The sequence below is a fragment of the Pandoraea oxalativorans genome (assembly GCF_000972785.3).
GTDB lineage: Bacteria > Pseudomonadota > Gammaproteobacteria > Burkholderiales > Burkholderiaceae > Pandoraea > Pandoraea oxalativorans.
In genome coordinates this window covers 367,173-382,731 of the sequence record NZ_CP011253.3, presented here as the reverse complement: position 1 = coordinate 382,731, position 15,559 = coordinate 367,173, and the positions used below count along the sequence as shown (strand labels likewise).

At 64.5% G+C, this 15,559-nt stretch carries 12 protein-coding genes, 1 tRNA gene and 2 pseudogenes; 13 read left to right on the top strand and 2 right to left on the bottom strand.

Annotated elements, in window-relative coordinates:
• Positions 1-46: 46 nt before the first annotated feature.
• The 6 genes and pseudogenes from MB84_RS01710 (at position 47) to MB84_RS01685 (ending at position 5,126) form a co-directional block, all read left to right on the top strand.
• Positions 47-1,732, top strand: coding sequence for an FAD-dependent monooxygenase (locus MB84_RS01710; protein ID WP_046290511.1), 1,686 nt, complete (start codon positions 47-49; stop codon positions 1,730-1,732).
• Between the two features lie 27 nt (positions 1,733-1,759).
• Entirely contained in the window at positions 1,760-1,963 is a 204-nt protein-coding gene (locus MB84_RS01705; protein WP_046290510.1) for a hypothetical protein, read from the top strand.
• Positions 1,964-2,065: 102 nt separating this feature from the next.
• Positions 2,066-3,478, top strand: coding sequence for an MFS transporter (locus MB84_RS01700; RefSeq protein WP_084009557.1), 1,413 nt, complete (start codon positions 2,066-2,068; stop codon positions 3,476-3,478).
• A 107-nt stretch (positions 3,479-3,585) separates the two neighbouring features.
• Positions 3,586-4,377: pseudogene (locus MB84_RS01695) on the top strand (NYN domain-containing protein); the annotation flags it as partial.
• Positions 4,378-4,479: 102 nt separating this feature from the next.
• Positions 4,480-4,556: transfer RNA gene (locus MB84_RS01690), tRNA-Val, on the top strand.
• A 273-nt stretch (positions 4,557-4,829) separates the two neighbouring features.
• Complete coding sequence (locus tag MB84_RS01685) at positions 4,830-5,126, top strand: hypothetical protein (protein ID WP_046293300.1); 297 nt, start codon at positions 4,830-4,832, stop codon at positions 5,124-5,126.
• 179 nt (positions 5,127-5,305) lie between these two features.
• Here the strand turns inward: MB84_RS01685 and MB84_RS01680 are convergent, their stop codons facing one another.
• Complete coding sequence (locus MB84_RS01680; RefSeq protein ID WP_046290508.1) at positions 5,306-6,205, bottom strand: LysR family transcriptional regulator; 900 nt, start codon at positions 6,203-6,205, stop codon at positions 5,306-5,308.
• Positions 6,206-6,349: 144 nt separating this feature from the next.
• Between MB84_RS01680 and MB84_RS01675 the strand changes: the two genes are divergently transcribed.
• From MB84_RS01675 to MB84_RS01645, 7 genes and pseudogenes are all read left to right on the top strand, one after another.
• Positions 6,350-7,036, top strand: a complete 687-nt coding sequence (locus MB84_RS01675; protein WP_046290507.1) for a glutathione S-transferase family protein — start codon at positions 6,350-6,352, stop codon at positions 7,034-7,036.
• 89 nt (positions 7,037-7,125) lie between these two features.
• Positions 7,126-8,103, top strand: coding sequence for a pyridoxamine 5'-phosphate oxidase family protein (locus MB84_RS01670; protein ID WP_046293299.1), 978 nt, complete (start codon positions 7,126-7,128; stop codon positions 8,101-8,103).
• Between the two features lie 516 nt (positions 8,104-8,619).
• A pseudogene (locus MB84_RS01665) lies at positions 8,620-9,468 on the top strand (DMT family transporter).
• A gap of 116 nt (positions 9,469-9,584) precedes the next feature.
• On the top strand, positions 9,585-10,481 hold the full coding sequence (locus tag MB84_RS01660; RefSeq protein WP_046293298.1) for a LysR family transcriptional regulator: 897 nt from the start codon (positions 9,585-9,587) through the stop codon (positions 10,479-10,481).
• 175 nt (positions 10,482-10,656) lie between these two features.
• Entirely contained in the window at positions 10,657-11,991 is a 1,335-nt protein-coding gene (argG, locus tag MB84_RS01655) for an argininosuccinate synthase (protein WP_046290506.1), read from the top strand.
• Positions 11,992-12,233: 242 nt separating this feature from the next.
• On the top strand, positions 12,234-13,634 hold the full coding sequence (locus MB84_RS01650; RefSeq protein ID WP_046290505.1) for an HdeD family acid-resistance protein: 1,401 nt from the start codon (positions 12,234-12,236) through the stop codon (positions 13,632-13,634).
• A 139-nt stretch (positions 13,635-13,773) separates the two neighbouring features.
• Positions 13,774-14,946, top strand: coding sequence for an alpha/beta fold hydrolase (locus MB84_RS01645; RefSeq protein ID WP_052652853.1), 1,173 nt, complete (start codon positions 13,774-13,776; stop codon positions 14,944-14,946).
• Between the two features lie 266 nt (positions 14,947-15,212).
• Here MB84_RS01645 and MB84_RS31560 read toward each other — a convergent pair whose 3' ends face one another.
• Positions 15,213-15,383 (bottom strand): DUF6726 family protein, encoded by a 171-nt coding sequence (locus MB84_RS31560; RefSeq protein WP_306592201.1) that lies wholly within the window; start codon positions 15,381-15,383, stop codon positions 15,213-15,215.
• Positions 15,384-15,559: the final 176 nt, after the last annotated feature.

The window sequence follows — 15,559 nt, the reverse complement described above, 5'->3', positions numbered from 1 at the left end:
GCTTCGCCCCACACGCGCCGAGCGGCTTTTCGGGTGCCGCATCACCATGCATAAACCAGAGACCACCCCGCGCGCGTCGCTGTATCACACGTACCGCGTCTATCCCCACTTTGCACCGCAGAGCGACGCCCCGCCCGTGCCCGTCACCATCGTGGGCGGCGGTCCGATCGGCATGGTCACGGCGCTGGCGCTGGGGCGTCACGGTGTGCGCTGCGTTGTGCTGCAGGCCGAACAGCAAGTCTCCGAAGGCAGCCGTGCGATTGTCTTCACGCGCCGCTCGCAGGAGATTCTGCAAGCGGTCGGCGTGGCCGATGCCGTCGTCGCCAACGGTCTGCCGTGGACGAGCGGCAACTCGTACTATCGCGGCCAGCGCGTGTTTCGCATGGAGTCGCCCGTCGATGACGACGACCGCTTCGCACCGCTCATCAACCTCCAGCAAAACGTGCTCGAGAGCTATCTCGTCGACGCCATCGAGCGCGAACCGCTCGTCGAAATGCGCTGGGGCAACAAGCTGATCGGACTGACACAGGACGTCGACGGCGTCGCGCTGCAAATCGACACGCCCGAGGGCGAGTACACGCAGCGCACGAACTGGCTCGTGGCCGCCGACGGCGCGCGCTCGACGGTGCGCTCCACGCTCGGCCTGCGCTTCGAAGGCGCGAGCTACGAGGGTCGCTTCGTCATCGCCGACATTCGCATCGATCTCGATCTGCCGACCGAGCGTCTTGCCTTCTTCGCGCCCGACTGGAACCCGGGCAACACTGTGCTGATGCATCGTGAACCGGGCGAGATCTGGCGGGTGGACTACCAGTTGCCCGTCGACGAGACGTCCGAACACGCGCTGCAACCGGAAACGATTCGCGCGCGCATCAACGCGCAACTCGACATGATGGGTCTCGGCGGCAAGCCGTGGGAACTCGACTGGTGCTCGGTGTACTCGGCGCGCGCGCTGACGCTGCCCGACTACGTACATGGGCGCGTGCTGTTCGCTGGCGACGCCGCGCACCTGCTGCCGATCTTCGGCGTGCGCGGGGCCAACACCGGTTTTCAGGACGCCATCGACCTGTCGTGGAAACTCGCGGCCGTCGTCAAGGGCGCGGCTCCGACGCCGTTGCTCGCGTCCTACACGCACGACCGAGTGGGCGCTGCACGCGAAATCATTTCGGAAGCGGGCAAAAGCACGCGCTTCATGACGCCGCCGTCGCACGGATTCCGCGTGCTGCGCGACGCCGTGCTCGACCTCTCGCTCGATCATGAATTCGTGCGTCCGCTGTTCCACTGGCGCACGTCGCGCGCACACGACTATCGTCACTCGCCGCTCAACTGCCCGAACGACGATAACGCGACGATGACGGCAGGACCGACCGTCGGCGCGCCGACGCCGAACGTGAAACTCGCCGAGAACGACTATCTCTACGATCATCTCGGCGCGGCATTCCATCTCGTGACGTTCGGCGATGCGCCGCTCGACGATGCGCTACGTCAGGCCATCGTGACGTGGCGCGAGCGTGGCGTGCCCGTCAAGGTCATCGCCTTTGCGCTGTCCGAGAACACCGTGGCGGGCGCCGACCTCACGTTGCCCGACCCGACAGGCCACGCCGCCGCCAAGTACGGCGCGGCAGATGGCACGGCATACCTCGTTCGCCCCGATCACCATATCTGCGCCCGTTGGTTGCAGCTCGACGCCTCGCGTCTGGCCAGCGCCCTTGCGCAGGCGACGGCGCTCGCCTGAACGCCCCGCTCTCCAAGGAAGCTCGTCATGACCGCTCAACAAACCGCCATCGCAGGCCTCGAAGACATTTACGACACGCTCGCGCTGGCCATCGACGCCGCCCCGGCCGACACGCGCGAGTTGCTGCTCGCCAAAGTCGTGCTGCTGCTCGCCAACGAGATCCGCGATCCCCAACGCGTGATCGATCTCATCGCGCAGGCCGCGCATAGCACGCAAATACAAGCCGCCTGACGTCGGCACATCGTTCCTTTCGGCGTCCGCCCCCGATGGCGGACCCCTCTTAAAACACCGCCACATCAGACAAGGCGGGGAGCGCTGGAGAAGACACCCATCATGAGTCGTATCACGCCCACTGCCGGTCTTGCCGGCGGTATTGCCGCATCCGTACCCGACGCGCGCGCCCGCGCAGACGCCCCGGTCCATCGCGTCGCCAGCGAGGCGATGGAGCGCGCCGTCGTGCGCAAGGTCTCGCGGCGTTTGCTCGGTTTTCTGTTCGTCCTGTTCCTGTTCTCGTTTCTCGACCGCATCAACGTCGGCTTCGCCGCCCTCACGATGAGTCAGGATCTCGGGCTTACGAGCACGATGTTCGGCATGGCCTCGACAGTCTTCTATCTGACGTACGTGCTGTGCGGCGTGCCGAGCAACCTCATGCTGGTGAAGTTCGGCGCACGTCGCTGGATCGGCGCGATTCTGATCGCGTGGGGGCTGGCATCGAGCGCGACGATGTTCGCGCATGACGCGACGAGCCTCTACCTGATTCGCGCCATCGTGGGCATTACCGAAGCGGGCTTCCTGCCCGGCATGTTGCTGTACATGGGCGACTGGTTCCCGTCTGCGGCGCGCGCACGCGCCAACGCGTGGTTCATGATCGCGATGCCGGTGACGTCCGCGCTCGGTGCAGCAGCATCGGGCTATCTGCTGCGCCTCGATGGCGTAGCGGGACTCGCAGGCTGGCAATGGCTGTTCGTGCTCGAAGGCTTGCCCACGGTGCTGCTCGGCCTCGTCACGCGGTGGTATCTCGACGACAAGCCGTCCGACGCACGCTGGCTGAGCGCCGCCGAGAAGCAGACGCTCGGTGCGATGATCGAACGGGATCGCGCCGATGCGACGGCACGGCAAGCGAGCGCAACATCGGCAATCAACACGCGTGCGAACACCAGCATGTGGCGCGCGATCTGCACGCCGAGCGTGGCGAAGTTCGCGCTCGGGTACTTCTGTCTCGTCAACACGCTCTCGCTGGCGTCGCTGTGGATTCCGCAGATCGTGAAAAGCTTCGGCACGACGAGCAGCAACGTCACCATCGGTCTGCTTGCCGCTATCCCGTCCGTGTGCACCATCGCAGGCATGATCTGGTGGGGACGCCGCTCCGACCGACTGCAGGAGCGACGCTGGCACCTCGTGCTGCCGATGCTGTTCTCCGCAGCAGGCTGGGTCGTCACGTGCTTCGCGCCGGAACCGTCGCTGCGTCTCGCGGGGGTGGCGATGGCGTCGACCGGCGCGTACACGGCGATGGCGATCTTCTGGACGGTGCCGGATCGCAGCCTCGCGCCGCACACGCGCGCGCTGGGGCTGGCCGTCATCAACGCGGTCGGCAACCTCGGCTCGGCACTGAGCCCGATCGTGGTCGGCGTGCTCAAGGACTGGACGCACTCGTTCACCTCGGGGCTGATGTTCGCGGCCGTGAGCCTGCTCGTCGGCATCGGCGTGTTGTGGTTCGCGCCGCTGGGGCAGCGCGGCACGCGTTAGCCTCTGCCCAGCATTTGAGGCATGGCGGTCACCGTTCCGGGTCATAATGCAAAGCGTCCAACCGATCCGAAAGATCCGACACATCTTTGCGTCCAAGGAACTCCGCCATGCCCGTGACAACACCGGTGGCCGCTCAGGGCCCCACGCTCGTCGTACTCATCGACGCCGATAACGCCGCCCCCGCCATCGTCGAAGGTCTGCTCACCGAAGTCGCCAAGTACGGCGTCGCCAGCGTGAAGCGCATCTACGGCGACTGGACCAAACCGAATCTCGACGGCTGGAAGAAGTGCCTGCTCGAATATTCGATCCAGCCCATCCAGCAGTTCCGTTACACCGTCGGCAAGAACGCCACCGACAGCGCCATGATCATCGACGCAATGGATCTGCTCTACACGGGGCGCTTCGACGGCTTCTGTCTCGTCTCCAGCGACAGCGACTTCACGCGGCTGGCGTCTCGCATTCGCGAACAGGGCCTGATCGTGTATGGCTTCGGCGAGCGCAAGACACCGCAGCCCTTCGTCACCGCCTGCGACAAGTTCATCTACACCGAACTGCTGCGCCAGGACGATGAGCCGGACGACGACGAAGCGCCCACGCCGCGCAAGCGTCGCAGCGCCGCCGAACTCAAGCGCGACACGCGGCTCGTGCGGCTACTGCGCACGGCCGTCACCGGCGTGTCGGACGAAGACGGCTGGGCCAGCCTCGGCGCGATGGGCAGCCACATCGCGAAGCAGGCGCCCGACTTCGACGCACGCAACTATGGCTTCGGCAAACTGAGCGATCTCGTCGCGACCATCGGGCTGTTCGACGTGGAGCAGCGCTCCGGCAGCGGCGGCAACAAGGGCATCTGGGTGCGTATCAAGCCGAAGCGGGGCGCCTCGGGGGCCGCCCCCAAGCGGGGAGAATGAGCACGCGACGGGGCATCCACGCGCGTTTCGTTAAGATTTTTTCGCGAAACGCTTGCCAGCTTCAGAAATACCCCATATACTCGCGGTCTTTCTAGGCTCGTAGCTCAGTTGGTTAGAGCACCACCTTGACATGGTGGGGGTCGTTGGTTCGAATCCAATCGAGCCTACCAACGATTAAATGCAAAAGGCGTCACGCGAATTTCGTGTGACGCCTTTTGTGTTTTCAGCGACCGATTTTCTCGCCGACCGCCGCTCGTCAGCCGCTCTGCTCGTCGCGGTCCGCGCGCCTCGCCGTCCCGTCCACCGGCGTTACAAAACGACACATCCCCAACACACTCGTAGCACCTGCTACCCGAGGCCGTCGCTAGACTGGCATCAACGGTTTCGACAACGTGGCCATCGCCACCACCGAATCAACAAAAGCTGGACTCATGGAGGACACCATGAAACGCATTCTGATCATCGCTGCCCTTGGCGCTGCCGCCGCCGTCGCTTCCACCGCCGCTTCGGCGCATGTGGATGTCGGCCTCTATCTCGGCGTGCCTGCACCGGTCGTCGTAGCGCCGCAGCCCGTCTACGTCGCACCGGAACCGGTGTATGTGGCCCCGCGCCCGGTGTATCGCGCACCGCAACCGGTCGTGTACTACGGTCGCGACCGTTATGACGACTGGCGCGAACGTCGCTGGGAAGAGCGTCGCCACGATCGCGGCTGGCACCGTGGCTGGCGTGATCGTGACTGATCGTCGTCTGAACCGATAAAAGAACGAAGCGGCCCGCCGGTTGGCGTCGGCGGGCTTTTTAGCGGGAAGCGGCCCCGTCGCTTTCCGCGTTCTTTTGTCTGAGGCTCGCTCGTCGACCGGTTCGACGCCGGGTCACTTCTGCCCCCTCACTTCAGCACCATCACTTCAGCACCTTCACTTCAGCGCCACCGCATCGCCACGTCGGGCAACGCGCGCTTCATCCACTCCACGAACGCGCGCGTGCGCGACGGCAACAGGCGCGCATGCGGATAGACGATATTCACCGGTCGCGCCGGTCCTTCGTAGTCCTTGAGTACGCGCACGAGCCGCCCCTCGTCCATCGCCTGCGCCACCTGATACGACAGAAAGCAGCCGTAGCCCATGCCGTCGACACACGCTTCGACCGCCGTCATGCCGTGGCTGATTTCGAGATTGCCGTCGACGGGCACGACGAACTCCCGCCCTCCTTCCCAGAAACGCCATTGGCCGTAACCGCCGCCATGCGAGAGGATGCAATTCTTGCCGAGCAGATCGCGCGGATGCGTCACCTCGCCCTGCTCGGCAATGCACGCAGGACTCGCGACCACCACGCGGCGAATCGCTCCGATGCCCTGCGCGACAAGCGTAGAGTCGTCGAGCGGCGAAATCCGGATGCCGACGTCGATGCCCTCTTCCCATAGATTCACCACGCGGTCGTTGAGCAGAAGCCTGCATTTGACGTTCGGGTATGCGCGCAGGAACCGGAACATCGCCGGGGCGACGTGCATCTGCCCGAACAGCACCGGGGCGGTGACGACCAGCGTGCCGCTCGGCGCCTCGTGACGCGCCGCCAGTCGCGCCTCGGCCTCGTGTAACTCGCTGAGGATCTGACGGCAGGTCTCGAGGTAGGTGCGCCCCTCTTCGGTGAGGGCGATGCGGCGCGTCGTGCGATTGAGAAGCCGCACTTCCAGGGAAGTTTCGAGCGCCGCCAGCGTGCGCACCACGGCGGGCAGCGACGAATCGAGCGAGCGTGCCGCCGCACTCAGGCTGCCCTGATCGACGATGGCCACGAACGTCTGCATTGCGCGAAGTTTGTCCATGCGGCGCATGATTACTCCGATTTTCGGAGTAGTCAAATCAGGTTCATGCCATTTATCCGGAAATCGACCGGATAGACAATTCGGGTACTGCGTGACGGTTCCGACGCCGGGGCTGCCGCATCCACTCACCCACGGAGATGCCCGATGACCCGCCCCACCGACGTTCACGCCTACGCTCCCGCCCGTCCTGCACGTCCGGTCAAGCTCTACCGTTTCGCACTCTCGGGCCACTGCCATCGCATCGAACTGATGCTCAATCTGCTCGACTTGCCGTATGAGACCATCGACGTCGATCTGGCGGCCGGTGAGAACAAACAGCCTGCGTACCTCGCCATCAACCCGTTCGGTCAGGTGCCTGCCATCGACGACGACGGTGTGATCCTCGCCGATTCGAACGCGATCCTCGTCTACCTCGCAACCCGTTACGACGCGCAGCAAGCCTGGCTGCCGCACGATGCCGTGGCCGCTGCTCGCGTGCAACGCTGGCTGTCCGTGGCCGCTGGCGATCTCGCGTTCGGCGCGGCCGCGGCGCGCGTGGCAGTCGTTTTCAACCGTAGCGTCGATACGACCGCAATGATCGAGCGGGGTGTGTTGCTGCTTACGCGTATCGAAGCGCATCTCACCGCACCCAACGCCTCGCCGTTCGTCACGGCCGCAACGCCGACGATTGCCGACGTCGCGCTGTACTCATATCTGGCGCACGCCCCCGAAGGCAACGTGTCGCTGCAACCGTACCCGGCCGTGCGCGCGTGGTTGGCCCGCGTCGAAGCGCTGCCGCGTTTCGTGCCGATGCCGTCGACGGCGTGTGGTCTGAACGCTGTTGCCGCATGAAGGCTGAATGAACGCCGCTCGCGTCGGCGGTGCATCGTCCGATGCACTAACGACACTCGCGAGTGCCGCGCAAACCGAAGGAGAGCATCATGAACGCCCCCGTCCCGTCACCGCTTCAACTGGAATCGCCGTTTCACGCGGGTGAAATGTATGTGCAGACGCTCGCGGGCTCGCGTGAGCAGATGGCGGAGGTGGGGTCGCGCGTGATTCGGCTCGCGATGCCCGATCAGCATCGTCAGTTCTTTGCGCAGTTGCCGTTTCTCGTCATGGGCGGGCTGGATGCCGACGATCAGCCGTGGGCCACGCTGCTCAGCGGCACCCCCGGCTTCGCGCAATCCCCCGACCCGACGCTGCTGCGCGTGAATGCCCTTCCCCCGCGAACCGATCCGCTGTACGGCGCGGTGACGTTGGGCGCTCCGATCGGCTTGCTGGGGATCGAGCCTTCGACGCGCCGACGCAATCGCGTCAACGGCGCCATCGACGAGGTCGATGCGCAAGGATTCACACTGCGGGTCGCCCAGAGTTTCGGCAACTGCCCACAGTACATCCGCAAGCGTGAAGCAACACCGCAAGCGCACGATGCACCGCCCGTGGCAGAACCGTCGCAAACCTCGCTCGACGACGAAGCGCGGTGGCAAATTGCGAGCGCCGACACGTTCTTCATCGCAACGCATTACGCAGGGGATGGCACCACGGCACGCAGTGCAGGCACCGACGTCTCGCATCGCGGCGGCAAGTCGGGGTTCGTGCGCGTGGAAGACGCCAACGCACTGGTGTGGCCCGACTTTCGCGGCAATTCGTTCTACAACACGCTGGGCAATCTGCACGCTAACCCACGCGCCGGGCTGGTCTTCGTCGACTTCGTGTCGGGCGACTTCTTGCATGTCGCGGGCGACGCCGACATCCTTTGGCACGATGAAACGCAAAGCGGCTTCGAGGGCGCGCTGCGGCTGGTGCGTCTGCATGTGCGCGAAGTGCGACGCGTACGAGGTGCGCTAGCGGCCGCCTGGCGCGACGGCGAGGCATCGCCCAGCGTCGAGCGCACGGGCACGTGGCCGACTGCCTGAGATCGATGACCCCGGGCGCTTGCCCGTGTCAGCCCCTCCGTGTAAAGTGTGTTCACGCTCGTCGAGTGACGGGCGTGAGTCGACACCAGGCTCAATACGCATTCGATTCCTCCATCGACCCATGACTGCTTACGCATCCGTCCGTCTCGCCGTATCGCCGCCGCAACGCGGTGTCGGTGCTCGACTGCGCGGACGTTTTGCAGCCGTCGCACCTCCCCCGCCGTTCGGCGTGGCACCGCCCGCCGTGGCAGTCGTCGACGTCGTCCTGGCCTTCGTGGCCTGACGCCACGCACGGCTCGCTGGGTGTAACTCACCCGGCACAACACTTTTTCGTTCGAATTTCAGCGGGTTCCGGCGGTCTGCGCGCATTGCGCCAGCCACGATGACCTTGTGTCGATGTCTCGATGCTGTCCCGGGTTGTGTGCCCCATCAGGCACGCGACACGAGCGGTCTCGTGACGACGTTGCGACGCAAGCATCGCGCGACCCACCGGGCCCGCTGCTCAGGGGAAGATCGATGCAACTCGATGGTCTTGCATTGCGCCGACATGGCGCGACGCTCTTGTTTGTTCTGCTGTGGAGCGGCGGCGCACTGGCCGCCAAATGGGGGCTGGCGCACGCGTCGGCGTTTGCCTTTCTCGTCATCCGTCTGGGGGTCGCGTTCGCGGCGCTCACGCTGATCGCGCTGACACGTCGCCAATAGTGGCCCGCCCCCGGTACCGGCTGGCAGGTGGCGGGCACCGGTGTGCTGCTCATCGGCGGCTATCAGGCGTCGTATCTGCTGGCGCTCGCCAGCGGCATCACGCCGGGGGCGCTGGCGACGGTGCTCGGCGTCCAGCCGATTCTCACGCTCGTCGCACTGGAGCGTCGTCATAGTGCGCGACGTCTGCTGGGGCTGGCGGTCGCGTTGGTCGGGCTGGCGCTCGTCGTCGCACAAAGCCTGATGTCGGCGCGGCTATCGGCGGCGGGATCCGCGTGGGCGCTCACCGCGCTTGCCTGTATGACGCTCGGCACGCTCGCGCAAAAAGGGTCCCGACAAACGCCCCTCGACGTGCTGCCGCTGCAATATGCCGTCGGGCTGGCGCTGGCCTTGCTCGTCGCGCCGACACAACCGTGGCACAGCGACGGCACCTTAGGCTTCTGGCTGCCGCTGCTCTACATGGGTCTCGTGATTTCGGTCGGTGCGACGCTACTGCTCTACCGAATGATCGCGTCAGGCAATCTGGTGACGGTGACCAGCCTGTTCTATCTGGTGCCCGTGGTGACCGCGCTGCTCGACTGGGGCATCTTCGGGCATCGGCCGACGGCGCTGGCCGTCGCGGGCACCGCCGCGATTCTGATGGGCCTGCGGCTGGCGCTGCGGTAGCTTCAGTCGCGAACTCGGCGGCCATCTCGGCTAAGATTGTCTTTCTCAGGGTGACAATGCGCATCGAAGTGCGCTCGTTGTCACCCATCCTTATTTTGACGACGGAAATCCTGCCGATGGACCTGCTCGACGACATGCGCATCTTCGTCAGCGCCGTGGACGCCATGAGCTTTACCGGCGCGGCGGCGAAACTCGGCCTCTCGAAGCAGTTCGTGAGCCGCCGCATCTCCTCGCTGGAGCAATCGCTCGGGGTACGTCTGCTATTGCGTACGACCCGGCGACTGGCCGTGACCGACCTCGGCCGGGTTTATTACGAGCGCGCCCGGCGCATCCTCGAAGAGGTGGAAGCCGCGAATCTGGCGGTGAGCAGTCAGGGAGAGCGTCCGCGCGGCAACTTGCGGGTCTCTGCCCCGATGTCGTTCGGCACGATGTTCCTCAGCTCGGCGATTCCGTCGTTTCTCACGACGTATCCCGACGTCACCATCGAACTCGAACTGAACGACCGCACGGTGGACATCGTCGGCGAAGGCTACGACGTGGCGGTGCGCATCGGCGCGCTGGCCGACTCGTCGCTGATCGCCCGCACGGTCGCGCCCATGCGCATGGTCACGTGCGTCAGTCCGCGCTATCTCGAAACCCACGGTGCGCCGCAGACGCCCGAAGATCTGAGCGATCACACGTTGCTGCCCTACGGTCACAGCCAGCGCGTGAGCTGGCATTACGCGCGCGACGGGCAGCCGCTCGAGATTCCGGTGGCCGGACGGCTTCGCGTGAACAACGGCGAGCTGGCGCGCGATGCCGCAGTCGCCGGGCTGGGCGTGACGTGGCTGCCGGTGTTTATCGTCGCCCCCGCCTTGCTGGGCGGTCGTCTCGTGACGGTGCTCGACGACTTCGAGCCGCCGCCGTCGTCGATTTATGTCGTCTACCCGCAGCATCGTCAGGCTTCACTCGTGATCCGGGCGTTTTCGGACTTTCTGGCGGCCGCGTGCGGCGTCGCGGGCACGCAGTGGTGAACGGCGAAGGATGACAGCGTGGGAATGTTGTCCCGGCGTGCGGGAATCCGAGCGGCATGGGGCATGAATAGCGGATAAGGCATGATCGGATCGCGCCCAAAAGGCCATCAGACTTGACCATCCATAGCCCGGACGGGGATACTTGACAGGTTAAAAACCCAGCTTTTTCACGCCGATGACCACGATTCTGCAACACATTCCCACGGGACAACGGGTCGGCATCGCCTTTTCGGGCGGTCTCGACACCAGCGCTGCGCTGCTTTGGATGCGCCAAAAGGGCGCGATTCCCTACGCTTACACGGCCAATCTGGGTCAGCCGGACGAACCCGACTACGAAGAAATCCCGCGTCGCGCGATGGGTTACGGTGCCGAAAACGCCCGCCTGGTCGACTGCCGTGCGCAACTCGTGGCCGAAGGCATCGCCGCCCTGCAATCGGGCGCGTTCCATATCTCGACGGCCGGCGTCACGTACTTCAACACCACGCCGATCGGCCGCGCCGTCACGGGCACGATGCTCGTGGCTGCCATGAAGGAAGATGGCGTCAATATCTGGGGCGATGGCAGCACGTACAAGGGCAATGACATCGAGCGCTTCTATCGCTACGGTCTCTTGACCAATCCGGACCTGCAAATCTACAAGCCGTGGCTGGACCAGACGTTCATCGACGAACTCGGCGGCCGCAAGGAAATGTCGGAATTCCTGATCGCCAACGGCTTCGACTACAAGATGTCGGTCGAAAAGGCCTATTCGACGGACTCGAACATGCTGGGCGCGACGCACGAAGCCAAGGATCTGGAACACCTGGACTCGGGCATCAAGATCGTTCAACCGATCATGGGCGTGCCGTTCTGGCGTGACGATTGCGCGATCAAGGCCGAAGAAGTCACCGTGCGCTTCGAAGAGGGTCAGCCGGTGGCGCTTAATGGCAAGACGTTTGCCAACGCCGTCGAACTGTTCGAAGAAGCCAACCGCATCGGCGGCCGTCACGGCCTGGGCATGAGCGACCAGATCGAGAACCGCATCATCGAAGCCAAGAGCCGCGGCATCTACGAAGCTCCGGGCCTCGCGCTGCTGTTCATTGCTTACGAGCGCCTCGTGACCGGCATCCATAACGAAGACACCATCGAGCAGTACCGCGAGAACGGCCGCCGTCTGGGCCGTCTGCTGTATCAGGGCCGCTGGTTCGACCCGCAGGCGATCATGCTGCGCGAGACAGCCCAACGCTGGGTGGCCCGCGCCGTGACCGGCGAAGTGACCATCGAACTGCGTCGCGGCAACGACTATTCGCTGCTGAACACGACGTCGCCGAACCTGACGTACAAGCCTGAACGCCTGACGATGGAAAAGGGCGACTCGGTCTTCACGCCGCTCGACCGTATCGGTCAGCTCACGATGCGTACGCTCGACATCGTCGACACGCGCGAAAAGCTGATGACGTACGCCAAGGCCGGTCTGCTGACCTCGACCAGCGACGACGCACTGCCGCAGCTCGAGGGCAAGAAGGACTAAGCAGTCATCCGGCGCATCGCTCGCGAGGGCGGTGCGCCACGTGTTACCTGTTGCAACAGGCGGCGCGCCCCGAAAGGAGCGCGCCGCCTTTGTTTTTGGCCTGTCACGAGTGACGCGCTAATATACGAGCGAAAATGCGAACAAAAATAGGCCGCATCCCAAATTAATTGAAACCCTCCCCGCGATCGGGGTGCGCGTCGGCCCTGGACCCCGGGGCGCGCGCATGCGTCGGAGACCCTGCGTTGGTACGTCTGATTCTGTTATTGCTCGGCGTGAATTATTTGCGTCGCCGGGCCAGAGCGCTGATCTGGATCGGCGCAATCTTCTTCGCCTTCGGCATGGCGTTGATCGTCGACGCACTCGACGGCGTCGTGCACTTCCCACTCAAGATCTTCGCGTGGCTGCTGCTGCTCGAAGGACTGGCGACGCTCGCTATCGCCACCATCGGGGTGGGCGGTCAGCGCCTCGTACGGGGACTCAAAGGCGGCACCTTTACCGTCGCGGCACTGCTGGTCCTGCTGTTCGATCAGCACAACGGCAACTTCTGGTTGTCGATGCTCTTCGGCACGCTGTTCTTCGCCGACGGCCTGCTGCAATGCATCGCAGCGTATGTGGTGCGCTATCCGCGCTGGGCATGGGCGATTGCCGGCGGTGCGCTGGAAATCGTCGTCGCGATCTTCTTCTATCAGCCGTACCCGACGCACTACAAGGGCACGCTGCCGTACGCCATCGGGCTCGGACTCGTCTTCACCGGGTGGAACGTGCTCGTGCTGGCCATGCGGGCGCGTCGCATGCGCAGCGATTTCCGCGTCGAACAGATTCTCGGCAGCCCCGAGGACAAGCGCCGCCTGTGGAGCGAGCGCCCCCGTGCACCCCGCTGGGACGGCCCACCCGCCGACTCCGAGCCAGCGCTCACGGTGCACGTGTGGACGCCTTCGGGGTCGTCCAAGGCACCGGCACGCCGTCATCCGGTCATCGATCGCTACATTGCGGCCGTTGACAAGAACGGCGTCATTTCGACGGGACATGCGGCGCTGGAGAGTCACGAAGGCGTGTACGTGAGCCTGTACCCCGCTAAGGAAATCGACCGCTCGCCGGACCAGTTCGGACAGTTGCTGCGCGCAACGCGCGAGAACGACGTGCCCGGCACCTTCCAGCCGGACTACGCCACGGAATCGAAAGCGTGGTGCCCGTCGACGGTCAAGGTGCGCATTCGCAATTACAGCCCGCAGCAATTGAGCGCTTTCTGGCAGACGTATCGGCAGAACACCACCTATAACCTCACGCACCGTAACTGTTCAAGCAGTGTGGCCAAAGCGCTCGAAGCCGCGATCGAGGGCCGTGTGGGACAGCTGCACGACGGCGGTGACGCTGGCTGGTGGACGTTCGTCCGCCTGTGGCTCACGCCCGAACTGTGGGTGGCGGCCCAACTGCGCAAGCGAGCGAAGACGATGGCCTGGACACCGGGCCTGGTGCTCGATTACGCGCGTGCGGTGAGCATGCTGGTGGATCCGCGCCCGTTCGGCTGGATTACGATGACGTCGCTGGCGTTGCGCCGCATGCGTCGCTCGCGCCGCGCATGGCGCGAGGCCGAGCAGGCCGCCTCCGAAGCCCAGAACGCGTCGCACGCCTCTCAGGGCTGACGTCGGATCGAGACTTTCCTGGGAGGACGGTGTAACGTCACCCGTATTGGTACACGCAACAGCAGCAGGCGCCCGGGCAATGCGCAAGCGCTGCCCGCCCAAGCTTCGGACGCATCACCCGATACGAGGACAGTTCAACATGTTCATTCGCCTGTGGCGCTATGTCAGTGCCGCCCTGTTCGCCAGTCTGGTTATCGGTCGCGCCGCACACGCGATCACGCCCGAGGCCGCGCCCGTCACCATTCCGCACGGCGCGATGGTCGAGCGACAGCCGCTGACGGCCGACTACGGGCTCCCCGAAGCCGGCGAGCAATTCAGCATCCGTTACAGCTCCATCGACGGCGTCGGTGGCATCGAGGCCCGCGAAGACACGGGCGCAGTCTTCCTGCCCAAGGGGCCGACACCACCCGGCGGTTGGCCGGTCGTGGTCTGGGCCCACGGCACGGTCGGCATTGCCAGCAAGTGCGCGCCGTCGCTCAACGTGCGCAGCACCCGCGATATTCAGTATCTCGGCACCTGGCTGTCGCTCGGCTTTGCCGTCGTCGCTCCCGACTATGCGGGCCTTGGCTCGCAAGGGCTGCATCACTATCTGCATGCCCGCGCCGAGGCGTATAGCGTGCTGGACAGCCTGCTCGCCGCCCGCAGCGTCTTTCCATTGCAGAACCGTGTGATCTTCGTCGGGCAATCGCAAGGGGCCCACGCAGCGTTCGCCGCAGCGGGCTTTCAACCGACGTACGCCCCGGACGTGAAAGTGATCGCCACCGTTCTCACCGGCACGCCGTATTTCAACGCACAGACGTCCGCTGCCACCCTCTTTGCGGGTCAGCCCGATCCGGGCGCACCGGACCCGAAGATTCCGTACGCGATGTACCTCTTCCTCTCGGCAGCCGACCACAATCCGTCGCCGAATCCCGCGAAGTACTTCTCTGCGCAGGCGTTATCGGTGCTTGATGAGGCCCGCACGCTGTGTATCGATGCACTGACCGATCGCTCGACAGCCGCGGGTCTGAACGCCGGGAACAGCATGCAGCCGGGTGTCCAGAAGCTGCTGGACAGCCAAATGCCATCGCTGCGCTATCCGACGCTCAGTCTCAAACATCCTGTATTCATCGGCATGGGAACGCAGGACATCGACGTGCCGGTCATCATGCAAAAGGCATTCGCACGGGATGTCGCCAAGGCGGGCACGAAGACCGCCGTGCGCGTGTACGACGGCCTCGATCACGATGCGACGGTCAACCCGTCCCTGCGCGACTCGGTGCCGTTCGTTCTGCAACTGATGTCGGCGAAAAGGCGTGCAAGCGCACAATAACTAGAGGAACGACTCGGGAAACGACCGAGCGAGACGAAGGCGCATCGTTGGAATGCATCGAAACAAGTCATTGATTTATTGATACTTTATTTTTCGTTGCGCCTACGCAACATGAGGACGCTTACGTAAAAATACATATGGTGCGATGCAACACATCACCCTATACTGAATTCGTCTCCTCCATGTCTCCTCCTGATATGGATTAAGCCCGCAACGCGCGGGCTTTCTTTTTTTCTGCGAGCGATTTCTGCGCTCAGCTTCTGCGATCAGTCGATCGCGGCCGCGCACGCATCCGTCGGTGTCGCGAGCGCGCCTCCCACCCCCGGAATGATCTTCAGGCCCGCCGACACCACACGGCACGGTGCCGCCAGCAAGCCACATCCCGCCACCGACGTCACGAACGGCAGAATCGCGAACAGCGCCCACCAACGACGCAAATTGCGCGGAGCGGGCTTCGATGCCTGTCGACCGCCGAGGTCCGAATCGTCAAAATCCACCGCACGGCGGGGGTGACGGAGGGCGAATGCATCGCTCGCGTCAGTCGTACGGGCCGTATGGGCGTGAGGGGTCGCGATGGCCTTTCGGCTCATCGTATGAAACGTCGTCATGGGGG